The sequence below is a fragment of the Frateuria hangzhouensis genome (assembly GCF_026410505.1).
GTDB lineage: Bacteria > Pseudomonadota > Gammaproteobacteria > Xanthomonadales > Rhodanobacteraceae > Frateuria_A > Frateuria_A hangzhouensis.
Map to the genome: position 1 here is coordinate 29,370 of NZ_JAPMIU010000017.1, position 21,458 is coordinate 50,827.

Genomic DNA, 21,458 nt, shown 5'->3' on the forward strand with positions numbered 1-21,458 from the left:
TCCCTCTCCCCCGTCCTTGATGAAGGATGGGGGAGAGGGTTGGGGTGAGGGGTCGCTCTTGCGATAAAGGCTGTTCGTGCGCTGGCGTGCAGGTTGACCTGGCCCTGTAGATAGCTCCCCGCGAGCCCCGGCCCCTCACCCCAGCCCTCTCCCCGGAGGGAAGAGGGAGCAAGGCAATTACGACGCGACATGGACTTTCGTCCCGTCGACCAAGAGCATCTGCCCCTCGGTCACCACCCGCTCGCCGGCGTTCAGCCCCTTGGCGATCACTTGCTGCCCGGCGGCCACCGGCCCCGGCGTGACGTAACGCTGCGCCACCGTGTTGTCGGCGCCCACCACGAACACGAAACTGCCGCGCGAGGAACTCTGCAGTGCGATCACCGGCACCGACACCGCGCTCTCGATACGCGTAGTAGGCAGGATCACCTGCACGAACTGGCCGGGGGTCAGGCGCAAGTCCGGGTTGTCGAAGCGCGCCTTGAGCACGATGGTGCCAGTGGTGTGGTCCACTGCGTTGTCGACGAACTGCAGCGTGCCGGCCAGCGAACGTGGGTCGCCCGGCACGGTGGCCCTCACCGTCACCGGGCCGCGCGCCAGCGCCGCGCGCACGGCGCCCAGGCTGGCCTCGGGCAGGCTGAATGCCACGCGGATCGGCTGCACCTGGTTCAGCACCACGATATCGGTGTCCTGCGCGCTGACCTGCGCACCGGGCCACACCAGCGGCGCGCCGGTCACGCCATCGAACGGTGCCACGATGCGCGCATAGTCGAGGTTGGCCTGGGCCAGTTCCTGCGCGGCGCGGTCGCCCTGCAGCGTGGCCTGTGCCACGGCGAGGTTGGCCTGGTAGGTGTCGAAGTCGGCCTTGGAGACGTAGCCCTTGGCCAGCATGTCGGCATAGCGCTGGCTATCGGCCTCGGCCTTGTCCAGCTGCGCCCGGTCACGGGCCACCGCGCCCCTGGCCTGGTCCAGCCGCGCCTGCAGCAGCCGGGTATCGAGCCGCGCCAGCAACTGGCCCTTCTTCACCCGGCTGCCCGGCTGGAAGGCGAGCGATTCGAGCTGGCCGGAAACCTGCGCGCGCAGGGCCACGCTCGACCAGGCCTCGGCGCGGCCGACCAGGTTCAGGGAAAGGTCGAGGCTGCCCTGGCGGGCCGCCGCCACCTGCACCGGCACCGCGCGGGCGGCGGGTTTTCCCTCGGACGCGGGCGCATCGTGGTGCCACGCGAAACGCACGCCCACGGCGACGAGCGCGAGGACGGCCAGGACCAGCAGGAATTTTTTCGGGGTCATGCGGGAGTCGATGTCGGAGCCCGCGCATTCATCGCGCGTGCCGGCCTCTGCCATGGTGCGAACCTGCCACAACGCGGCAGCCGGCCAGGGGTTTACCTGTCATGGCCATTTGACCGGGTCCGTCACGATCCGCCCACTGCCATAGGGCCTAGTCGCGCCCGGTTTCGCCCTGGTCCAGCGCCTGCAGGTTGTTCTTGATGCGCTCGATCACCGCCAGCGCCACGGCCAGTTCCTCGGCGGCGATGCCGGCGGTGGCGTCCTTGCGCAGGCCGCGGCCAATCTCCTGCATGTCGTCGATCACCGCGCGCGCACGCGGCGTCAGGTGCAATCGCCAGGCGCGACGGTCCTTGGGGTCGGGGTGGCGTTCGACGAAGCCGGCTGTCTGCAGGCGGTCGATCACGCGGCCGACCGCGATGGGTTCCATCTCGAGCAACTCGGCCAGCTCGGTCTGGCGCAGGTTTTCCTCGCGGCGGTGCAGCGCCTTGATCGCCCGCCACTGCGCCCGGGTCAGTCCGAAACGCACGGCCCGCCGGTCGAAGTGCTTGCGGAACAGCAACGTCACGTCGCTGAGCAGGTAGCCGAACGGAATGTCTTCCGGTTTCATGTTTTTCTGCATTTTTTCCCTTCCCAACCCAAGCATAAAGCGCCGCCCGCGCGAAACACTATCGTCCATGTCCATTACCCTGCTTACCGCCGATCTCACCCGCCTGGCCGTCGATGCGATCGTCAACGCCGCCAACCGGCAACTGCTCGGTGGCGGCGGCGTCGACGGCGCGATCCACCGTGCCGCCGGTCCACAACTGCTGGAGGCCTGCCGCGCGCTGCCCGAAACCGCGCCCGGCGTGCGCTGCGCCACCGGCGAGGCGCGCATCACGCCCGGCTTTGAACTGCCCGCTGCCCACGTGATCCACACGGTGGGGCCGGTCTGGCGCGGCGGCAGCCACGACGAACCGGAACTGCTGGCCGCCTGCTACCGCAATACCTTGCAACTGGCGAGCGAGCACGGGCTGCGCTCGATCGCCTTTCCCGCGATCAGTTGCGGCGCCTACGGCTATCCACCGGAACTGGCCGCCGAGGTCGCTTGCGCCAGCTTGCGCCGCGCCCTGGCCGCGAAACCCGTGCCGGCGATGGACGTGCGCCTGTGCTTCCTCGACGATGCCATGGCACAGCTTTGGCAGCGCATCTTCAACGCAGCTTGAATGGATAGAGCGGCGGCACCGGGGGCTCGTCGCCCGACGCCGGCGCACGCCACTGGAACCCCCGCCGGAAAGCCGCCGCCAGGTCCGGCGCCGGGCCGCTTTCGCCCGCGGCAAAGCGGCGCCGCTGGAGCTGTTCGATCGCCTCGCGCTGGCCGTCCGAGGCCAGCGCGTCGGCCAGGGCGCCCAGGCTGCCCAGCGCCGCGCGTTCCGCGCGTGCCCAGGCCAGCAGCGCGTGCGCCTGGCGTCCGGCGTCGCTGCCGCGCGCGGCGGCCAGGAAGGCCAGCCGCAGGGCGCGATGCGAGTGCGCCACCGGCGCGCTTGCCTGGGTGCGCGCGCGGTGCCGCCATGCCCACCACGCGGCCAGCGCGCCGCAGGCCAGCAGCAGCGCCACGGCCACCAGCACGGCGGTGCGCCAGGCGGGCAGGCGCGCGGGTGCCGGCGCGGTGGCGGTCGATGCCTCGGCGGCCACCGCGGACGCGGCCGCCGAAGGCATCGGCGCGGCCGGTGCCGCTGCGGCGCCCGCGCCCGGCAACACCGTCAGCGTATGCGCCGGGATACGCGCCTCCTCGGCCTGGCCGGTCTGCACGTTCCACCACTTGAGCGTGATCGCAGGCAGCGTGAACTTGCCCGGCCGGCCCGGGACCACGGCGAAGTTCTGCTGGCGTCGGCCGACCAGCCACTGGCCATCGTTGCGCGTGGCGGTCACCGGTTTGTCCGGATAGACCGTGGCGCCCGGCAGGTCCGGCAGGCTCAGCGCGGGCAATGCTTCATAGGGCAACCCGGTGGCCTGCACGGTCATGGCCAGGTCCAGCGGCTGGCCGACATGCAGCTTGCCGTCGGCCGGCAGGCCTTCCAGGGTGAGGCTGAGCGCACGCGCGGGCAGCCACGCGCTGGCGCCCCAGTGCGGCGGCACCGGCTCGACGTTTATGGTGATTGCGGGCGAGGCGGCGGTGGTCGGGCTGCCCATGGCGAAGAAGCTGTCCGGATCGGACGGATCGATGAGTTCGCCCTGGAAGCTGAGCGATGGCAGCTCGATGGTGCCGGCATGCTGCGGGATCAGCGCGTAGCGCCGCTCGATGACGTGGTAGGCGCGGCCAGCCCGCACGACGTCGTAATCGAGGTCGTCGCCGAGCCGCCGCGCGTCGATTCCGGACAACCGGGGATCTTCCAGCGAGCCACTGCTCAGGCTGCCGGCGAAATACAGGCGCACGGTGAACAACAACTGCTGGCCCACCCGGACCGTGGTCGGCTGCGCGCTGGCCTCGAGGAACACGTCCTTGCCGCTGTTGACGGCGGCGGCCGGATCGGGAGCGGTCACCGTAAGCGTCAACGGCCGGGTGCGCGCCCCGGCAAAATCCAGCGCGGGAATCACCAACTGGCCGACGCGCCTGGGACGCAAGGCGATGCCCACGGTGTACTGCACGCTGCGCCGGCCGTTGACGATGCGCACGCTGGTGCTGCTGGAACGGCCCAGCACCTCGAAATCGGATGCCAGCGACGACAGGTCCGGCGCTTGCGCCATGCCGCCGCCCTCGACGCGCAGGTTGAGCGTCACGGTGTCCCCCAGTTGCACCTGGTTGCGATCGAGCGACGCCTGGACTTGCGCGGCATGGGCCAGCACCGGCAGCAGCAGGAGCGCCATCAGCGCGAGCACGCGCCTCATGGCAGGTCCTGCACCGACGGGCCGCCATGGCGCTGGCGGTATTCCAGTTCGAACTTGCGCCGCAGCAGCGCGCCGGGATCGTCCGGCACGCGTTGCAGCGCCTGGCGCAATTCGGCTGGCAGGCGTGCCTGCGGGTCGCCCTTGTCCAACGCGCCCAGTTGGTGTTCGTTGCCCTTGGTCTTGGCTTTGTCGGCCAGCGCACGATCCATTTGCTGCTCGAGCGCCTCACCTGCACGCGCCATGCGCGCCTGCTGTTCGGCGCGTTCCTGCGCGGTCAACGGCCGGTTGGCGCCCTGCTGTTCGCGCTGCTGGCCATGCCCGTCCCGGTCTCCCTGCGCGTCCGGTTGCTGCCGGCCCTGGCCTTGCTGGCCCTGGTTGTCCTGCTTGCCGTCTTGCTGTTCGCCGCGACGGTTGCCCTGGCTGTCCTTCTTCGACTGCGGGTCGCCGTTGCCCTGCTTCGATGGGGACGATTTGCCGCCGTTCTGGTTCTGCGGGTCCTGCGGAGACGGCTGTTGCGGCGGCTGGCGGCGCAGCCAATCCGCGACCGCCTGCCGGTTGGCCTTGGCATCGGCGTTGCGCGGATCGAGCGCGAGCGCTCGGTCGTAGGCGGCCAGCGCATCCTGGTAGCGGCCGGCCTTGGACAGCGCGTTGCCGAGGTTGTATTGCGCGCCGGTGGTGTCGATGGGTTGCAGCGCGTCGATCGCCTTGTCGTAGTCGCCGGCGCGGTAGGCGGCCGCGCCGCGCAACGCCGGATCGCGGGCGAGCGCGAGGGCCTGCTTCGGATGGCCTGCGTGCAGCGCTTGCGCCGCCTGCTGGTCGCGCCGCTGCCACAGGTCGTGCCAGGTACCGGCTTCAGCGCGCGCGGGCAGCATGGGTAGCAGCACCAGTGGCAACAGCAGCACCCAGCCGCGGCGGAAGGCAAGCGCCAGCAACGGCAGCAGCGGCAACAATAGCCAGGGGCCACGGTCTTCCCACTGCGCACTGGCCTGGCCGGTGGCAACGTCGTTTCCGCCGACCCGGAGTTCCGCCTGCAACGCCTGAATGTCCGCGCGGTCCGCGCGCATCGCGACATAGCGGCCGCCGCCGGCCGCCGCCAGCGCCGCGAGCGCGGCATCGTCGCGCCCGGCCATCGCCACTGCGCCCTGGGCATCGCGGAGGAAGCCGCCTTCGGCCAGCGGCACCGGCGCCCCCTTGGATGTGCCCACGCCCAGTACCGATACACGCACGCCGCCGGCGCGCGCCTGCCGCGCGGCCTGTTGCGCGCGGGCGCCGGCGTCGTCGGTGACCAGCACCAGCGACCCGCCGCCGGTGCCGGCGTCGCGGATCAGCGCCGCGCCGCGGGCGATCGCCGCGGCGGCGTTGTCGCCCTCGACCGGCATGGTGTCGGGGGACAGCGCTTCGAGCAGGTCATCGAGGCTGTGGGCGTCGCTGGTCAGTGGCGCGACCACGAAGGCCTCGCCGGCGTAGGCGATCAACCCGTTCAAGCCGCCGTGGTTGGCCGCGAGCAGGTCGCGCGCCTTGTAGCGCGCGCGGTCGAGCCGGCTGGGCGCGACGTCGCGCGCCAGCATCCGCTGCGACAGCGAGATGGCCACCACCTGCGCCGCACGGTCGGCAAACAGTGGTTGCGGCACGCGGCTCCAGCTCGGCCCGGCCAGCGCCAGCACGGCCAGCAACCAGCCGCAGGCGAGCAGCGCAGGCGGCACCCCGCGCCGCTGCGCGCGGCCGTGCAGCAGGTGCGGCAGCAGCGCCGGATCGACCAGCCGTTCCAGTTGCGCGCGCGCGCCCTGCCCGCGCAGCGCCAGCCAGGCCAGCAGCGGCAACGCCAGCAGCAGCCAGAACCACGCCGGCCGCAGGAAATGGAACAGGTGCAGCGCCTCGCTCACGCCGCACGCTCCCGCACGGTACCGGCGCGCGCCAGCAGCGCGCCGGCGAACAGCAGCATCGCCGCGCCCAGCGGCCAGCGGAACAGTTCGTGGCGCGGGCGCAGCGTCGGGCCGTGCTGGGGCATCGGCTCCAGCGCGTCGATGGCGCGGTAGGCACCGGCCAGTTCGTGCGTGTCGGTGGCCCGGTAGAAGCGCCCGCCGGTTTCGTTGGCGATCTGCGTGAGCATGGCTTCGTCCAGGTCGGCCGAGGGATTGACCACGCGCATGCCGAAGAAGTCCGGCACGCGCATCCGGGTCGCGCCGACACCGATGGTGTAGATACGCACCCCGGCCGCCTTGGCCGCCTCGGCCGCCTGCGCGGGCGAAATGCTGCCGGCGTTGTTGACGCCGTCGGTGAGCAGCACCAGCACGCGGGCCTGCTGTGGCAGGCCGGCCAGGCGCTTGACGGCCACCGCGATCGCGTCACCGATCGCCGTCTCGGTACCGGCCAGGCCCACGGCGGCGCCCTTGAGCTGCGCGAGCACCGCGCCGAGGTCGTAGGTCAACGGCGTGACCAGGAACGCGCGGCTGCCGAACAGCACCAGTCCCAGTTCGTCACCGGCGCGACGCGCGATGAAATCGCTGGCGATCGCCTCGACCGCCTCGAACCGGCTGACATCCTGGCCGGCCAACCGCATGTCCTCCGTGCGCATGCTGCCGGACAGGTCGATCGCCAGCAGCATGGCGCGCCCGCTGCGCTGCTGCGCCTGCGGCGGACCGACCCATTGCGGCCGCGTGGCCGCGGCCACCAGGCACAGCCAGGCCAGCGCCAGCCACCAGCTGGCCCGGCCACGACCCGGGTTGCGCTCGATCGCGGTCAGTGTCACGCCCGGATGCGGCAGGTGCAGCGCCTGTCCCGGAGGCAACGGGCGCAGCCAGCGGCGCAGCAGCCAGGGCAGCGGCAACAGCAGCGCCAGCCACGGCCAGGCAAAGTCGGGCCAGGCGAACTCAGGCACGGCGCGCCCTCCACCGATGCGTGGCGAGCGCCGCGCGCAGCCACTGGCGCGTCGCCTGCAACGCGGCGGCGGTGTCGTAGGGCTGTGGCCGATACATCGCCGGCTCCAGCGCGAACAGGCGATCCAGCGTCTGCGTGCCCACCGGCACGCGCGCCAGCGCCTCATGCCAGGCTTCGCCATGCAGCTGCGCGGCAGCCGGATCGCGTGTGCGCGCCACGCGCCGCAGCAACTGATGCAGGCCGGCGGCCAGCGCCTGCGGGTCGCCGGCGTGGCGATCGGCCAGCGCGTCGAGCTCGCCCAGCAGGCGCGCGCGCTGCCGGCGCAGCGGCAGCGCGCGCCGCCACAGCCACGCGGCGCCGAGGGCGAGCAGCAGACCCAGCACGGCCAGCAACCACCATCCCGGCGCGGGCGGCCACCATGGCGGCGCCGGCGGCAAGTGGATGTCGCGCAGTTCGGGGCCGTCGGGCGCGGGCATCCGCCAGTTCATCGGCCGGGCCTCACGCCCAGCAACGCGGTCACGGCATCGAGCGGATCGGCCGCCGTGTCAATGCTGCGCCAGCGCAAGCCTAGCGTCTGGGCCAGGCCGGCAAGGCGGGCCTGGCCGGCGCCCAGCGTCTGCTGGAACGCGGTGCGCTGGCGCAATCCCTGCAGGCCGACCTCGCGGCGCTGGCCGTCGTGTTCGAACGGATAGCGGCCCGGCGGCGGCAGGTCGAGCTCGAGCGCATCGGCCACCACCAGCACCGCCACGCTGGCGTGCCGCATCACTTCGCGCAGCCGGCCACGTGCTGCCTCGTCGCAACTGAGGCCGTCGCTGACCAGCAGCACGCGGTTGGCGCCATGCAGGCGGCCGGCGCGGGCGAGCGCACCGGACAGCGGTTCGATCGTGCCGTCCGCGCAGGCATCGGTATCCCAGTCGGCCAGCGCCCCGCACAGGCCGACCGCGCCCCGCGGGCCGCCCTGCGGCTTGAGCAGTCGCTGGCTGCAGCCGAACGCCAACGCGCCGACTCGCTCGCCGGCACGCGCCGCGTACCAGCCGGCCAGCGCGGCGGCACGCGCCGCCTGCACCGACTTGAAGCGCACGCGGGTGCCGAAGCGCATGCTCGCGTGGGTGTCGAGCAGGATCAGCAGGCGACCCTCGCGCTCCTCCTGGAACAGCTTGGTGTGCAGTACGCCGCTGCGCGCGGTGAGCCGCCAGTCTAGGCGCCGCACGTCGTCGCCCGGCTGGTAGACGCGCGATTCGGCGTAGTCCATGCCGCGGCCGTAGAGACGGCTGGGCCGCTGCCCCGCCGACGACGCGCGGCTGCGCAGCGGCAGCGGCCGCACGCGGCCGACCCGCGCGCGCAGCGCCAGCAGTTCGGCCAGCGATACGGCCGTGCGGCCGTCGCCATCGGAGCGCGCAGGAGCGGTGGACATCACGGCAGTGGCACGAGATCCAGCAGGCGGTCGATCACCTGGTCGCTGCGCACGCCCTCGGCCTCGGCCTCGTAACTGAGCAGCACGCGGTGACGCAGGACCTCGTGCACCACGCCATGGACGTCTTCGGGAAGCGCGTAGTCGCGCCCGGCCAGCCACGCATGCGCGCGGGCGCAGCGGTCCAGCGCGATGGTCGCGCGCGGGCTGGCGCCCCAGGCGATCCAGCGCTCGAGCTCCTGGCCGTACCGGCCGGCATCGCGCGAGGCCAGCACCAGTTGTGCGAGGTATTCCTCCAGCGCCGGCGCCATGTGCACTTCCAGCGCGGCGTCGCGCGCGGCGAACACGTCGGCCTGGCTCAACAGCGCACGCGGTGGCGAGGCCGGATGCAGCGCGCGGCGCGCCTGTTCGCGGGCGAGCTTGAGGATGGCCAGCTCCGCGGCGGCATCGGGATAGCCGATCGTCACGTGCATGACGAAGCGGTCCAGCTGCGCCTCGGGCAGCGCGAAGGTGCCCTCCTGCTCGATCGGGTTCTGCGTGGCCATCACCAGGAACAGATCCGGCAGGCGCCAGGTGCTGCGGCCCACCGTGATCTGCCGCTCGGCCATCGCCTCGAGCAGCGCCGACTGCACCTTGGCCGGCGCGCGGTTGATCTCGTCGGCCAGCACGATGTTGTGGAACAGCGGCCCGCGCTCGAACTCGAAGCTGCCCGCCTGCGGCCGGAACACGTCGGTGCCGGTGAGGTCCGCCGGCAGCAGGTCCGGGGTGAACTGCACGCGGTGGAAGTCGGCCTCGATGCGTGCGGCCAGCGCCTTGACCGCGGTGGTCTTGGCCAGCCCGGGCGCGCCTTCGACCAGCAGGTGGCCATCGGCCAGCAGCGCGATCAGCAGGCATTCGATCAGGTGCGGCTGCCCGATCACCTCGCGCTGCAGTTCCTCGCGCAGATGCACGAATGCCTGCTGCAGGTGGTTGGGGGCGGTTTGCGGTGTGTCCATCGGCGATCCACGGGAAGCAACGCGGCTTAAGACCGCGCCAACGGACGGAAGTTTACGGGCGTGCGCGCACGGGCCGCGTGTGCCGGACAGCACGTGCCACCTGGCCGCCGCCGGAAGCGCGCAAACGAAAAGGGCGGCCGAAGCCGCCCCTTTCGTGTTCCCTTGCGGATTTTACTGCAACGTGTCGCTCAGGATGCGCGGCGTCACGAAGATCAGCAGTTCGGCCTTGTTGTTGTTCTTGACCGTCTTGCGGAACAGCACGCCGAGGCCGGGAATGTCGCCCAGGCCAGGCACCTTGCTGATCGTGTTGGCCTTGGTGATCTCGTAGATGCCACCGAGCACCACGGTCTGCCCGTTGTCCACCAGCACCGAGGTATTGATCTCGCGGGTGTCGATCTGCGGCACCTGGCCGCTGCCGGGAGCGTCGATGAACTTGGCCAGCGCGTCCTTCTTGACGTTGATCTTCAGGTACACGCGGCTATCGGCCGTGATCGTCGGAGTGACACGCAGCTCCAGCACGGCGTCCTTGAACTGGACCGTGGCGGTGCCGCTGCCGGCCGAGCCCGTGGCGCTGTTCTGGTAGGTCACGTAGCCGATCTGCTGACCCTGGCGAATGACCGCTTCCTGCTGGTTGGCGGTGATGACGCGCGGGCTGGAGATCACCTCGCCACGGCCTTCGGTCTGCGCGGCCGACAGTTCCAGGTCGACCAGGTAGTTCGCGCCCAGGATGGCCAGGCCGAAGCCGCCCATCGGGTTGGCCGCCGGCAGGTTGACGTTGAAGCCGCCGGCACCGGTCTGGTAGGTGGTCACACCCGACGCATTGGGCGAACCGATGTTGTTGTTGCCGCGCTCGATGGCCAGGTCGGCCGCGCCGTTGGCGCCGCCCTGCGGTGCCGTGGTGATGACGTTGCCGCCGCTGGTGGTGTGCAGCGCCTGCACGCCCCACTTGACGCCCAGCTCGCGGGTGAAGTCGTCGGTGGCCACCACGATGCGCGACTCGATCAGCACCTGCTGCACCGGGCGGTCGAGCACGGCGATCAGCTCGCGCAGTTCACGGATCTTGTCGGGCGTCTCGTTGAGCAGCAGGGTATTGGTGCGCTCGTCGAAGGACACGCTGCCGCGCGGGGACAGGAAGCCGCGGCTGCCGCCACCGCCGCCACCGCCGCCGGCGCCGCTCTTGCTGCCGGTGGTCAGCAGCTTGGCGATGTCGGCCGCCTTGCCGTAGCTGATCGGCACGTAGTCGGTGACCAGCTCGGCGGTGTCCTCGGCCTTCAGGCGCGCCTGGGCCAGGTTCTGCTCGTAGTTGGCCAGTTCCTGCTGCGGGGCGATCCAGATGACGTTGCCGTCACTGCGCTTGTCCAAGCCCTTGGCGCGCAGGATCACGTCCAGCGCCTGGTCCCACGGCACGTTGACCAGCCGCAGGGTCACGCTGCCACCGACGCTGTCGGCGACGACGAGGTTCTTCTTGGACATTTCCGCGATGAACTGCAGCGAGGCGCGAACCGGGATGTCCTGGAAGTTGAAGGTGACGCGGGTGCCGCTGTAGACCGGCTCCTGGCCCTTGGCCAGCTTGCCGCCGGCCGCCGGCGCCTGCTTCTTGGGCGCCACCTCGACCACGTACTGGTCGGCGGTCTGGTAGGAAGACGTCTCGACGTTGCCCTTGAAGTCGATCTCCATGCGCGCGCCGCCGCCCATGCCGGCGCGGGTGTTGATCGACTGCACCGGCGTGGCGAAATCGAGCACGTCCAGGCGCTGGGCCTGGTCCGTGGGCAACTTCACGTGATTGAGCTGCACGATGAGCTTGTCGCCCTCGCGATGCATGTCGGCATCGGCGCCGGCGCCGCTGAAGCTGACCAGCACGCGGCCTTCGCCGTTGGGGCCGCGACGGAAGTCGATGCCCGACACGGTCGGGCCGTTCATCGCCGAGGGCAGCGCCTTGGTCGGGTCGATGGCCGAGGCGGTGGTGGTGGTCTGCGCATCGCTGCCGTTGTTGACGGTCAGCACCAGGTCGTTGCCGTCGACGCGCGTGCGGTAGGACGCATCGCGCATCAGTTCGACCACCACGCGGGTGCGGCCACCGGCGGACACCGCCGAGACGCCCGAGGTCGAGCCCTTGCCGATGTCGAGATGGCGGGGCGCCGCATTGGCGGTATCGGCGAAGTCGACCGCGATCCGCGGCGGGGTGCCGGTGGTGAAGATGCGCGGCTGCGGCGGCGGACCGCCGGCGAAGTTCAGGTGCAGCTCGACACGCCCGCCCGGCAGCGTGTCGTAGCTGATCCCCTTGAGCGTGTTCGTGGCCGCCGCGGCATCGCCCGTCCATGCGGCGGCGACGATCAGCAGGCCCATCATCAGGCAGCGACGTGCATGGCGCATGGCTCGGCCCTGGACAGGTTGGATGTGGTTGCTCATTGCGTCAGCCCCTGTATTCATTTCTCGCCGAGCCCGATGCTGGCCGAACGTTCCATCCAGCCGCCATTGCCATTGGAAACCAGCTCGACCAGGTCGATGCGGTCTTCCGCGATGTCGGTGACCCGACCGTAGTTCTGACCCATGTATTCCTTGGGATGGACGCGGTGGATCACGCCGCCGGGGTCTTTGACCAGCGCCTCCATCCCGGCACCGGTACCGACCGTGCCGACCATCTTCAGGCTGTCCAGCGCGAACATTTCCAGCGGCTGCTTGGCCCTGCCCTCGTCCGGGCGCGGGCCGCTGGCGGCGGCGCTGGGCTGCCGCTCGGCGGTGCTGGCGGCAAACGGGTCACGCTTGCCGTCGTCGGTGTACTGGAACGTCTCGAACGTCTTGATGACCGGCAGCGGCGGAATCGGCGCGCCCTTCTTGCTCTTTTCCTGCGCGACCCAGTCGCGCAGGTCTGACATGCCGCGGGTGCAGCCGGCCAGGAGCAGCACGGCGCCCAGCATCAACAGCAACCGCGCCAGCTGGCTGGGCCTGATGGCAATCAACCTGCTCATTTGCGCCCCCTTGCCTTGCCCTTGGCCTTGCCCTTGGTGGACTTGGCCTCGGCGCTCTCGTCGTCTTCCAGGTAGCGGTAGGTCTTGACCGTGCCCTGCAGCACCAGCTGGCCGTTGGCCGGCGGTTCGCCATTGGGACCGATCGGCACCTGCGTCGACAGCGAGACGTCATGCATGGTGAGAATCACCACCCGCGGCAGCGATGCCACGCCGCTGATGAAATTGCCGAACTGGTGGTAGGTGCCGACCATCTTCAGGTCGATCGGCTCCTCGGCGTAGAAGTCCTTGGGATGCTCGGTGCCGGGGTCGAAGGTCTGGATCTGCAGGCCGGCCGACAGTGCCGTCTGCGAGATGTCCACCAGCAGCGCCGGCATCTCGGTTTTGCCCGGCAGCTGGCGCAGCAACTGGCGCAGCATGTCCTGCATCTCGTCGAGCTGCTGCTGCAGGGCTTCCAGGTTGACCGATTTGGCCTGCTTGTCCTGGAATTCCTTCTTCAGCGTCCCTTCCTTCGAGGCCAGGGTTTCGAGCGAATCCTGCTGGTCGCTGACGTGCAGGTACCAGCCCAGGAACATCACCACCAGGAACACCAGCACGGTGAAGAAGATCTTTACCGACTTCGACCAGCCGCCGATGTTGTTGCGGTCGAGACTGCGCAGTTCGTCGAAGAACTTCATTTGGCAGCCCCTCCCTTGCCGGCCGCAGCCGGGGACGACGGTGCCGTGGTCGTACCGCTCCCCTGCAGCAGCACGGAGGACGTGTCCGCCTGCTCCTCGCTGGGCTGGCTGAGCTTCACGCTCAGGCCGAACTGGTAGGGCATGCGCGCGCCGGGATACTTGTTCTCGGTCTTGTCCAGATCGGCATTGCCCATCCAGGGCGAGGTATCGAGGTTACGCATGTACTCGGCCACGCTGGCGTTGGACTGCGCCACGCCATAGAGCGTCATGGATTCGCCCTTCTGCTTCATGTTGGTCAGGCGCACGCTGGGCGGGATCGTCTTCACCAGCTCGTCGAACAGGTGGACCATCTGCGAACGGTTGGCCTGCAACTGCTCGATGATCTCCTTGCGCGCGAGCAGGCGCTGGCGGACTTTTTCCAGGTCCTTGATCTTGGCAATGCGTTCGTCGAGCTGCTTGATCTCTTCCTTGAGGTAGGCGTTGCGCTCGTTCTGGTTGTCGATGCGCATGCCCATCCAGAACGACCACAGCATCACCACCAGCAGCGCCGCCACGAAGGCCGCGCCCAGCTGCATGAAGAATTCCCGCTCGCGCTGCTTGCGCCGTTCGGCGCGCCAGGGAAGTAGGTTGATGTGAGCCATCAGTCGAAACTCCTGAGCGCCAGGCCGACGGCGATCATCAGGGCCGGGGCGTCCTGCGCCAGCGACTGCGCCTGCACCTTGGGCGCCAGCGACATGCGCGCCAGCGGGTTGGCCACCAGGCAGGGCACGCCCAGCTGTTCCTCCAGCATCGGGCACAGGCCCTCGATCGAGGCGCAACCGCCGGCCAGCACCACCTGGTCGACCTTGCTGTACTCGCTGCCGGCGAAGAAGAACTGCAGCAGGCGGCTGATCTGCTGGATCAGCGCCTCCTTGAACGGCTCCAGCGCCTCGGCCTCGTAGGACTCGGGCAGGCCGCCCTTGCGCTTGGCGCGGCCGGCCTCCTCGTAGGACAGGCCGTAGCGGCGCATGATTTCGTCGGTCAGCTGCTTGCCGCCGAAGACCTGCTCGCGCGAATAGATCGTGCGCTGGTGGCGCAGCACCGACAGCGTGGTCATGGTGGCGCCGATGTCGACCACGGCGACCAGCGCGTCGCGGCTGACGTTGAGCTGGTCGACCAGCATCGCGAAGGCGTTTTCCATCGCGAAGGCTTCCACGTCGATCACCCTGGCGGACAGTCCGCCCAGGTCCAGCGCGGCCACGCGCATGTCCACGTTCTCGGTGCGCGAGGCGGCCAGCAGCACGTTGTTGATGTCCGGGTTGTCACGCACCGGCCCCATCACCTCGAAGTCGAGGCTGACCTCGTCGATCGGATAGGGGATGTACTGGTTGGCCTCGACCTGGATCTGGCCTTCCAGGTCCTCCTCGGACAGATCCGCCGACATCGGCACGATGCGGGTGATCACTGCCGAACCTGCGACCGCGGCCGAAGCATGCTTGAGCTTGGAACCGGAACGCGCCAATGCGCGCCGGATCGCCTCGCCCACCGCCTCGACCTCGACGATGTTCTTTTCGACCACCGCGTTGGGGGGCAGCGGCTCGACCGCGTAATGCTCCACGCGATAGCGGCCGCCGGCCTGGCTCAGCTGTAGCAGCTTGACCGCAGTCGAACTGATGTCGACGCCGATCAGCGACGGCTTCTTGGGTGTAAAGAGACCCACGTTTTTCCCCCTTGCCCCTGGCGCCCGGGCCGGAAACCGGCGGATGCGCGAAGGCATTAGATCGAAAAATTAACGCTATGGCAACGGCCTACGCGAACTTTCTCGACAAAATGGCGTGATGGCCTGCACATTTGCTTCACACCGTCCCCGGCGGTCGGTTTTCGCGACCCAGCCGCGGTTCGGGCAGGCGGTCGATACTGCAACATCTATACTCGACCGTGTTTTGACTTGAGTCTCGCTCTTCCAAACCATGCAAATTTTTAAGCGTCTGCTGCGCTGGGGCTTGATCCTGGCCTTCACCGGTCTGTTACTGACCATCGCCGCCCTCGGAGTCGCCTACTGGCTGATCTCCCCTCGCCTGCCCTCCGTGGCGGTGCTGAAGGACTACCACATGCAGGTGCCGCTGCGCGTGCTGAGCGCGGACGGCAAATTGATTGCCACCTTCGGCGAAACCCGCCGCATCCCGGTGGACATCGCCAAGGTGCCGGACAAGCTCAAGCACGCCGTGCTCGCGGCCGAGGACGCCGACTTCTATACCCACCCCGGCGTGGACTGGCACGGCATCGCCCGCGCCGGCTGGCACGTGATCATCTCCGGCGGCGACAAGGGCTCGGGCGGCTCGACCATCACCCAGCAGGTCGCGCGCAACTTCTTCCTGAGCCCGGAAAAGCTCTACACGCGCAAGCTGATCGAGATCTTCATCGCGCTGCGGATGGAGAACGAGCTGAGCAAGGACCAGATCCTGGAGCTCTACCTCAACAAGATGTTCCTCGGCCACCGCTCCTATGGCGTCGGCGCCGCCGCCGAGTACTACTACGGCAAGACGCTGGACCAGCTGAGCATTGCCGAGTGCGCCACGCTCGCCTCGACCTTCCAGTTGCCCTCGCTGGTGAACCCGATCAACAGCCCCGGGCGCATGCTCAAGCGCCGCAACTGGGTGCTGGGACAGATGCTGGAGCACCGCTACATCAGCAAGGCCGAGTACGAGCAGGCGGTCAACGAGCCGAACAACGCCTTCCCGCACGAGCAGCCGATCGAGGTCGATGCGCCCTACCTGGCCGAAATGGTGCGCCTGCAGGCGCTCGACCGGCTGGGCAATGACGCGCTGACCGAGGGCTACGTGGTGCGCACCACCGTGACCAGCACCCGGCAGCAGGCCGCTGTGAAAGCCATGCTCGACGGCCTGGTCGCCTACGACCGCCGGCATGGCTGGCGCGGCCCCGAAGCGCACCAGGCGCTGCCGCCCGGCGCCGGCGACGACGACCTCGACCGTCTGCTGTCGGGCTATACCGACATCTCCGGCATGCAGCCGGCGATCGTCACCGCCGCCAGCGCGACCGAAGCGACGCTGTACTTGTCCAGCCGGCAGACGGTGAAACTGGGGTTGGATGCGGTCGCCTGGGCACGTCCCTACCGCAACGAGAACCACACCGGCCCGGCGCCCAAGAATGTCGATGCGGTGCTCAAGCGCGGTGACGTCGTGCGCGTGGCGCGCAACGACAAGGGCGACTGGGAACTGGCGCAACTGCCCAAGGTGCAGGGCGCGCTGGTGTCGGTGAACCCGGAGGATGGCTCGATCCAGGCGCTGGTCGGCGGTTTCAGCTTCCTGCGCAGCAAGTTCAACCGCGCGGTGATGGCGGCGCGTCAGCCCGGTTCCAGCTTCAAGCCGTACCTGTATTCGGCGGCCTTCGAGCGCGGCTACACACCGGCTTCGATCGTCAACGACGCCCCGCTGGCCCTGCCCGACCCCTCGCGACCGAATGGCCTGTGGACGCCGGAGAACGACGACGGCAAGTTCGACGGTCCGATGCGCCTGCGCGAAGCGCTGGTGCAATCGAAGAACCTGGTCTCGGTACGCCTGCTCGACGCGATCGGCGTGCGCTTCGCACGCGACTACATCAGCCGCTTCGGCTTCTCGATGGACGCACTGCCGAAGAACCTCTCGCTGGCGCTGGGCACCGCCTCGGTCTCGCCGATGGGCATGGCACGCGGCTACGCGGTGTTCGCCAACGGCGGCTACCTGGTCTCGCCATATTTCATCAAGGAGATCGACGACCGCGACGGCAAGCCGGTCTATGTGGCCGACCCCACCCGCGCCTGCCGCACCTGCCAGGAACGCCTGCTCGACACCCGCCCGCCCGGCCCGCCACCGGCGGACATGGGCAGTGGGCACCCCGCCAATGCGCTGGCCGAGCTGCCGGCCGGCGCCAGCACCGTCGCCGGCGTGGGCGAGGCCGTGCTGCCCGCCGACGCCCATGGCGAAGGTGCGCACCCGCCGCTGCTCGCCCCGCAGGTGATCGACGGACGCAACGACTACCTGACCACTTCGCTGATGATGGACGTGATCCGCCGCGGCACCGGCTACAAGGCGATGGCGCTTGGCCGCGACGACCTGGCCGGCAAGACCGGCTCGACCAACGACCACCGCGATGCCTGGTTCGTCGGTTTCAACGGCGACGTGTCGACGTCGGTGTGGGTCGGTTTCGACGACTTCAGCTCGCTGGGCCGGGCCAATGGCGTGGGCGAATTCGGCGCGCAGGCGGCACTGCCGATCTGGATGCAATACATGGGTGCGGTGCTCGAGGGCAAGCCGTCCCATACCCTGCCGATGCCGCCGGGCATTGCCACGATCCAGATCAACCGCCAGAGCGGGCTGCCCACCACGCCGGACGATCCCAGCGCGATGAACGAGATCCTCAAGGTGGAAGACGTCGACCGCCTGCGCGCCCAGGCCGCGCAGCAGCAACAGAACCAGAACGACCAGCATCCCTACGATATCTTCTGACGGCGACCTTCAGACGCACCACTCACGCCGGATCGGCTTTGCTGCCGATGCGGCTTTTCCGGAGGAGTGATCATGGCCCGCGGCGAACACCATCGCATCCATGCGCACGATCGCCAGCAGCGCAACCGCCTGCGGGTGGCCCAGGAGGCCGCCCGCCTGATGAGCGAACACGGCATCCGCGACTTCCACCACGCCAAGCTGAAGGCTGCCGAGCGGCTGGGCATCCACGATGCGCAGGCGCTGCCGCGCAACCAGGAGATCGAGCAGGCGCTACGCGAGCACCAGCGCCTGTTCGACGCCGACAGCCAGCCACGGCAGCTCAAAGCCCGTCGCGAGGCGGCGCTGGAGGCGATGCGTTTCCTCGGCCGGTTCGATCCGCGACTGGTCGGTCCGGTACTCGAGGGCACCGCGGACGAGCATTCGGCCGTCTGCCTGCACCTGTTCAGTGACGATCCCGACGCGGTCATGCTGTTCCTGACCGAGCACGGCGTGCCGGCCGAGGTGCAGACCCGCCGCCTGCGCGTCAGCCGCGAGGAACAGGCCGACTATCCGGTGCTGCTGTTTGCCGCCGACGGCCTGCCGTTCGATCTCACGGTGATGCCTCGCGACGCATTGCGGCAGGCGCCGCTGGACCGCATCGACGAAAAGCCGATGCGGCGTGCCTCGCTGGGTATGGTGGAGGAGCTGCTGGCCGAACCGGAGCCCGGCGATGAGTTCGAGCGGATGCTGGCTGCCGTCCGCCGCTGAGCGTCACCCAACCGACGTCGGCTCCTACAGGCTAAAGCAGTATCACTGCCTCGCAGCATCGGCTGCGTGCGCACCGGCGGAACATCCGCAAACGAAAACGCCCCGGCGTGGCCGGGGCGTTCGGTATCACCAGGACCGCTGCGCTCAGCGCTTGTCGAGCGCCGTGTAATCGCGCACGTCGGCGCCGGTGTAGATCTGGCGCGGACGGCCGATGCGCGAGCCGGGGGTTTCGTGCTGTTCGATCCAGTGCGAGATCCAGCCGGCGGTACGCGCGATGGCGAACATCACGGTGAACATCTCGGTGGGGATGCCCAGCGCCTTGTAGATGATGCCCGAGTAGAAATCCACGTTCGGGTACAGCTTGCGCTCGACGAAGTACTCGTCCTTCAGCGCCGCCTCTTCAAGCTTCATCGCCACGTCCAGCAGCGGGTCGTTGACGCCCAGCTCGGCCAGCACCTTGTGGCACATCTCGCGGATGATCTTGGCGCGCGGGTCGAAGTTCTTGTAGACGCGGTGGCCGAAGCCCATCAGGCGGAAGTTGTCGTTCTTGTCCTTGGCACGCTTGATCGCGGTATCGACACGGTCGGGCGTGCCGATTTCCTGCAGCATCGCCAGCACCGCCTCGTTGGCGCCGCCGTGCGCGGGACCCCACAGCGCCGTGATGCCGGCGGCGATCGACGCGTACGGATTGGCGCCGGTGGAACCGACCAGGCGCACGGTGGAGGTGGACGCGTTCTGCTCATGGTCGGCGTGCAGGATGAACAGCAGGTCCAGCGCCTTGGCCGCCACCGGGTTGATCGCCAGCGGCTCGCTGGGCACCTCGAACATCATGTGCAGGAAACGCTCGACGTACTCGAGGTTGTTGCGCGGATAGCGGAACGGCCAGCCGATCGAATAGCGGTAGCAGGCCGCGGCGATGGTAGGCATCTTGGCAATCAGCCGGATCGCGGCCAGCTTGCGGTCGCCCGCGTCGTCCACGTTGAGATCGTCGTGATAGAACGCCGACAGCGAAGCGACCGAGGCGGCCAGCATGGCCATCGGATGCGCGTCGTGGTGGAAGCCCTGGAAGAAGTTCTTCAGCGATTCGTGCATCATCGTGTGATGCGTGATCTGGTGTTCGAAGCCGGCGAATTCCTGCTTGTTCGGCAGTTCGCCATTGAGCAGCAGGTAGGACACTTCCAGGAAGGTGGACTTCTCGGCCAGTTGTTCGATCGGGTAGCCGCGGTAGAGCAGTACACCCTTGTCGCCGTCGATGTAGGTGATCGCGCTCTTGGTGCTGGCGGTCGAACCGAAGCCCGGGTCGTAGGTGAAGTGGCCGGTGTCCTTGTACAGCGTGCCCAGGTCGATGCACGAGGGCCCCAGCGTGCCGCTCAGCAGGGGCAGCGTGCTGCTGCGGTTGCTCGATTCATCGACGAGCTTGACGACCTTGGAATCGGACACGGGAACCTCCTTCGCAAAAGACGTACCGGAGGCATCCGAGATGGGGCGCCGCCCGGCAAGGGAATGGCATCGCGCTTGGGGAAAGCGGTCGATGCAACCGACGTATTATCGCACATCGGCCGGGCAACATCCGCCCGCGGATGGGCCACGGACAGGCACGCAAAAGACACGGGGCGAGCTGCCTGCCCGCCCCGTGTCCTCGTCGGTTCATCGGGCCCGCCACTGCCGCGGCGGCGGGCCGGGTACGACGTTGCTTACTTCTGGCCGTAGCGACGGCGGAACTTGTCCACGCGGCCGCCGGCGTCGATGTTCTTCTGCTTGCCGGTGTAGAACGGGTGCGAGTGGCTGGAGATATCCACTTTGACCAGCGGGTACTCGTTGCCGTCTTCCCACTTGACGGTTTCCTTGCTGGAGATCGTCGAACGCGTCAGGAACGCGAAGTCGGACGACAGGTCCTGGAAAACGACCGGGCGGTAATTGGGATGGATATCGGGCTTCATGACGGGCTCAAAGCGGCGGGTGAAAAGAGCGGCATTGTAGCGAGCGGGTGACGGCGGGGTCAACTTGCGCAAGGGCGAAACCTTCCTGGCGCCGCCGCTGAAACGGTAGACCTCCGCCCTGGCGCCCGTCCCGGGCATTGGATCAACCCGCGCCCAGCGCTCGCCGCACCATCGCGGCAAACCGCTCCTGGTCCAGTTCCAGCACCACGTTGGCGTTGGCCGGCCGCCCCAGTCGCCCGGACCAGTCGACCACGGTGGCGCCGCGGGTCAAGCGTCCGTCCAGCTCCACCGCCACGTGCCGCCGTTCGCTGCGCAATACCACCGACGGATCGATCGCCACCGCCATCGCCAGCGCGTCGGCGGCGATGATGCCGCACCGCCCGCGCTCGCGATTGGTCCTGCGCGCCACCTGGCAGATGCTGCCGTAGAAGCCGGCCCGTTTGTCGCCGGCGGCGAGCCAGCCGTCGAAGGCGTCCTCGTCGAAGGCATGGCGCAAGGTCAGCTCCCAGTCGACCAGATCGAAGTCCGTGAAGGCTTCGAAGACCACGTGGGCCGCTTCCGGATCGAAACCGATGTTGAACTCGGCCGGTACCCGGCTGGTGTTGCCCTGCCCGGTCACCGCGCCGCCCATCACCACCAGCCGTTTCACCCGCTGCGGAAGGGTCGGGTCCAGGCGCAACGCCAGCGCCACGTTGGTCAGCGGCGCCAGCGCCACCAGGGTCAGCTCGCCAGGGCGCTCGCGGGTCAGGCGCAGCAACGCCAGCGCGGCCGCCTCGTTCGCAGCCATCACCGCGGGCTCGGGAAAGCCGACGTCACCAAAACCGTCGCGGCCATGCACGAACGCGGCATCTTCCTCAGGCAGGCGCACCAGCGGCGTGGCGCAACCGGGAAAGACCGGCGTGCCGGCGCCGAGCAGATCGACCAGCACGCGCGCGTTGCGTACTGTGTGGTCCAGGCCGACGTTGCCCGCGGCGATGGAAAGTGCGGCGACGTCGGCATGCTCCTGGGCCATCAGGATCGCCAGCGCGTCGTCCACGCCAGGGTCGGTGTCGATCAGCAGTTGCGGTCGGGTCATGCGGAGCCTGCGGCAAAAGAACTAGCTTAGGACATCGGGGCTATCTGTTCTTCGCAGGAGCCCGCTGGCGGGCGATTCGTTTATCTCGACAGTGAAGGCAGCGCCCACAAGTGGACTCCCGCACGCGAGGTGGAACC

Annotated in this window: 19 protein-coding genes; 3 read left to right on the top strand and 16 right to left on the bottom strand. The window is 69.0% G+C overall.

Annotated features, from left to right (window positions below; genetic code table 11):
• Window positions 1-177: 177 nt before the first annotated feature.
• Window positions 178-1,287: an efflux RND transporter periplasmic adaptor subunit gene (locus tag OSC30_RS14950; protein WP_267172664.1), complete on the bottom strand. Its 1,110-nt coding sequence runs from the start codon at window positions 1,285-1,287 to the stop codon at window positions 178-180.
• A 148-nt stretch (window positions 1,288-1,435) separates the two neighbouring features.
• Complete coding sequence (locus tag OSC30_RS14955; protein ID WP_267172665.1) at window positions 1,436-1,891, bottom strand: MarR family winged helix-turn-helix transcriptional regulator; 456 nt, start codon at window positions 1,889-1,891, stop codon at window positions 1,436-1,438.
• 67 nt (window positions 1,892-1,958) lie between these two features.
• Here OSC30_RS14955 and OSC30_RS14960 point away from each other — a divergent pair, with 67 nt between their 5' ends.
• Entirely contained in the window at window positions 1,959-2,486 is a 528-nt protein-coding gene (locus OSC30_RS14960; protein ID WP_267172666.1) for an O-acetyl-ADP-ribose deacetylase, read from the top strand.
• On the opposite strand, the gene OSC30_RS14965 is transcribed toward OSC30_RS14960, so the two are convergent.
• The 11 genes from OSC30_RS14965 to OSC30_RS15015 all read right to left on the bottom strand — a co-directional run bounded on the left by OSC30_RS14965 (window position 2,473) and on the right by OSC30_RS15015 (window position 14,774).
• Window positions 2,473-4,149: a BatD family protein gene (locus OSC30_RS14965; protein WP_267172667.1), complete on the bottom strand. Its 1,677-nt coding sequence runs from the start codon at window positions 4,147-4,149 to the stop codon at window positions 2,473-2,475. The two genes, OSC30_RS14960 and OSC30_RS14965, sit on opposite strands and share 14 nt — an antisense overlap.
• Window positions 4,146-6,032 carry a VWA domain-containing protein gene (locus OSC30_RS14970; RefSeq protein WP_267172668.1) on the bottom strand — a complete coding sequence of 629 codons (1,887 nt, stop codon included), beginning with the start codon at window positions 6,030-6,032 and terminating at the stop codon, window positions 4,146-4,148. Before OSC30_RS14970 ends, OSC30_RS14965 begins: the two co-directional genes overlap by 4 nt.
• Window positions 6,029-7,027 (bottom strand): VWA domain-containing protein, encoded by a 999-nt coding sequence (locus tag OSC30_RS14975; protein WP_267172669.1) that lies wholly within the window; start codon window positions 7,025-7,027, stop codon window positions 6,029-6,031. The genes OSC30_RS14970 and OSC30_RS14975 overlap by 4 nt, the downstream gene beginning before the upstream one ends.
• Window positions 7,020-7,514, bottom strand: coding sequence for a DUF4381 family protein (locus tag OSC30_RS14980; protein WP_267172670.1), 495 nt, complete (start codon window positions 7,512-7,514; stop codon window positions 7,020-7,022). Before OSC30_RS14980 ends, OSC30_RS14975 begins: the two co-directional genes overlap by 8 nt.
• Window positions 7,511-8,440 carry a DUF58 domain-containing protein gene (locus OSC30_RS14985; protein ID WP_267172671.1) on the bottom strand — a complete coding sequence of 310 codons (930 nt, stop codon included), beginning with the start codon at window positions 8,438-8,440 and terminating at the stop codon, window positions 7,511-7,513. Before OSC30_RS14985 ends, OSC30_RS14980 begins: the two co-directional genes overlap by 4 nt.
• Entirely contained in the window at window positions 8,440-9,432 is a 993-nt protein-coding gene (locus tag OSC30_RS14990) for an AAA family ATPase (RefSeq protein ID WP_267172672.1), read from the bottom strand. Before OSC30_RS14990 ends, OSC30_RS14985 begins: the two co-directional genes overlap by 1 nt.
• Before the next feature lie 171 nt (window positions 9,433-9,603).
• A complete protein-coding gene (locus OSC30_RS14995) occupies window positions 9,604-11,805 on the bottom strand; it encodes a type IV pilus secretin PilQ (RefSeq protein ID WP_267172673.1) in 2,202 nt (733 codons plus the stop codon).
• A gap of 53 nt (window positions 11,806-11,858) precedes the next feature.
• Entirely contained in the window at window positions 11,859-12,401 is a 543-nt protein-coding gene (locus OSC30_RS15000) for a pilus assembly protein PilP (protein WP_267172674.1), read from the bottom strand.
• Window positions 12,398-13,075 carry a type IV pilus inner membrane component PilO gene (locus tag OSC30_RS15005; RefSeq protein ID WP_267172675.1) on the bottom strand — a complete coding sequence of 226 codons (678 nt, stop codon included), beginning with the start codon at window positions 13,073-13,075 and terminating at the stop codon, window positions 12,398-12,400. Before OSC30_RS15005 ends, OSC30_RS15000 begins: the two co-directional genes overlap by 4 nt.
• Complete coding sequence (locus OSC30_RS15010; RefSeq protein ID WP_267172676.1) at window positions 13,072-13,716, bottom strand: PilN domain-containing protein; 645 nt, start codon at window positions 13,714-13,716, stop codon at window positions 13,072-13,074. Before OSC30_RS15010 ends, OSC30_RS15005 begins: the two co-directional genes overlap by 4 nt.
• Window positions 13,716-14,774 carry a pilus assembly protein PilM gene (locus OSC30_RS15015; RefSeq protein ID WP_267172677.1) on the bottom strand — a complete coding sequence of 353 codons (1,059 nt, stop codon included), beginning with the start codon at window positions 14,772-14,774 and terminating at the stop codon, window positions 13,716-13,718. The genes OSC30_RS15010 and OSC30_RS15015 overlap by 1 nt, the downstream gene beginning before the upstream one ends.
• Before the next feature lie 250 nt (window positions 14,775-15,024).
• Here OSC30_RS15015 and OSC30_RS15020 point away from each other — a divergent pair, with 250 nt between their 5' ends.
• Complete coding sequence (locus OSC30_RS15020) at window positions 15,025-17,559, top strand: penicillin-binding protein 1A (RefSeq protein ID WP_267172678.1); 2,535 nt, start codon at window positions 15,025-15,027, stop codon at window positions 17,557-17,559.
• Between the two features lie 72 nt (window positions 17,560-17,631).
• Window positions 17,632-18,306, top strand: a complete 675-nt coding sequence (locus OSC30_RS15025) for a hypothetical protein (protein WP_267172679.1) — start codon at window positions 17,632-17,634, stop codon at window positions 18,304-18,306.
• Window positions 18,307-18,450: 144 nt separating this feature from the next.
• On the opposite strand, the gene OSC30_RS15030 is transcribed toward OSC30_RS15025, so the two are convergent.
• The 3 genes from OSC30_RS15030 to OSC30_RS15040 form a co-directional block, all read right to left on the bottom strand.
• Window positions 18,451-19,746, bottom strand: coding sequence for a citrate synthase (locus OSC30_RS15030; protein WP_267172680.1), 1,296 nt, complete (start codon window positions 19,744-19,746; stop codon window positions 18,451-18,453).
• Between the two features lie 254 nt (window positions 19,747-20,000).
• Entirely contained in the window at window positions 20,001-20,246 is a 246-nt protein-coding gene (locus OSC30_RS15035) for a type B 50S ribosomal protein L31 (RefSeq protein ID WP_267172681.1), read from the bottom strand.
• Between the two features lie 142 nt (window positions 20,247-20,388).
• Window positions 20,389-21,321 (bottom strand): nucleoside hydrolase, encoded by a 933-nt coding sequence (locus tag OSC30_RS15040; RefSeq protein ID WP_267172682.1) that lies wholly within the window; start codon window positions 21,319-21,321, stop codon window positions 20,389-20,391.
• Window positions 21,322-21,458 lie beyond the last annotated feature (137 nt).

Bases quoted from the DNA above. Each gene is read 5' to 3' on its own strand.
- OSC30_RS14965 (WP_267172667.1), bottom strand. From the start codon at position 4,149: ATGAGGCGCGTGCTCGCGCTGATGGCGCTCCTGCTGCTGCCGGTGCTG.
- OSC30_RS14955 (WP_267172665.1), bottom strand. From the start codon at position 1,891: ATGAAACCGGAAGACATTCCGTTCGGCTACCTGCTCAGCGACGTGACG.
- OSC30_RS14980 (WP_267172670.1), bottom strand. From the start codon at position 7,514: ATGAACTGGCGGATGCCCGCGCCCGACGGCCCCGAACTGCGCGACATC.
- OSC30_RS15005 (WP_267172675.1), bottom strand. From the start codon at position 13,075: ATGAAGTTCTTCGACGAACTGCGCAGTCTCGACCGCAACAACATCGGC.
- OSC30_RS15040 (WP_267172682.1), bottom strand. From the start codon at position 21,321: ATGACCCGACCGCAACTGCTGATCGACACCGACCCTGGCGTGGACGAC.
- OSC30_RS14985 (WP_267172671.1), bottom strand. From the start codon at position 8,440: ATGTCCACCGCTCCTGCGCGCTCCGATGGCGACGGCCGCACGGCCGTA.
- OSC30_RS15035 (WP_267172681.1), bottom strand. From the start codon at position 20,246: ATGAAGCCCGATATCCATCCCAATTACCGCCCGGTCGTTTTCCAGGAC.
- OSC30_RS15000 (WP_267172674.1), bottom strand. From the start codon at position 12,401: ATGAGCAGGTTGATTGCCATCAGGCCCAGCCAGCTGGCGCGGTTGCTG.
- OSC30_RS14960 (WP_267172666.1), top strand. From the start codon at position 1,959: ATGTCCATTACCCTGCTTACCGCCGATCTCACCCGCCTGGCCGTCGAT.
- OSC30_RS15025 (WP_267172679.1), top strand. From the start codon at position 17,632: ATGGCCCGCGGCGAACACCATCGCATCCATGCGCACGATCGCCAGCAG.
- OSC30_RS14990 (WP_267172672.1), bottom strand. From the start codon at position 9,432: ATGGACACACCGCAAACCGCCCCCAACCACCTGCAGCAGGCATTCGTG.
- OSC30_RS15010 (WP_267172676.1), bottom strand. From the start codon at position 13,716: ATGGCTCACATCAACCTACTTCCCTGGCGCGCCGAACGGCGCAAGCAG.
- OSC30_RS15020 (WP_267172678.1), top strand. From the start codon at position 15,025: ATGCAAATTTTTAAGCGTCTGCTGCGCTGGGGCTTGATCCTGGCCTTC.
- OSC30_RS14950 (WP_267172664.1), bottom strand. From the start codon at position 1,287: ATGACCCCGAAAAAATTCCTGCTGGTCCTGGCCGTCCTCGCGCTCGTC.
- OSC30_RS14995 (WP_267172673.1), bottom strand. From the start codon at position 11,805: ATGCGCCATGCACGTCGCTGCCTGATGATGGGCCTGCTGATCGTCGCC.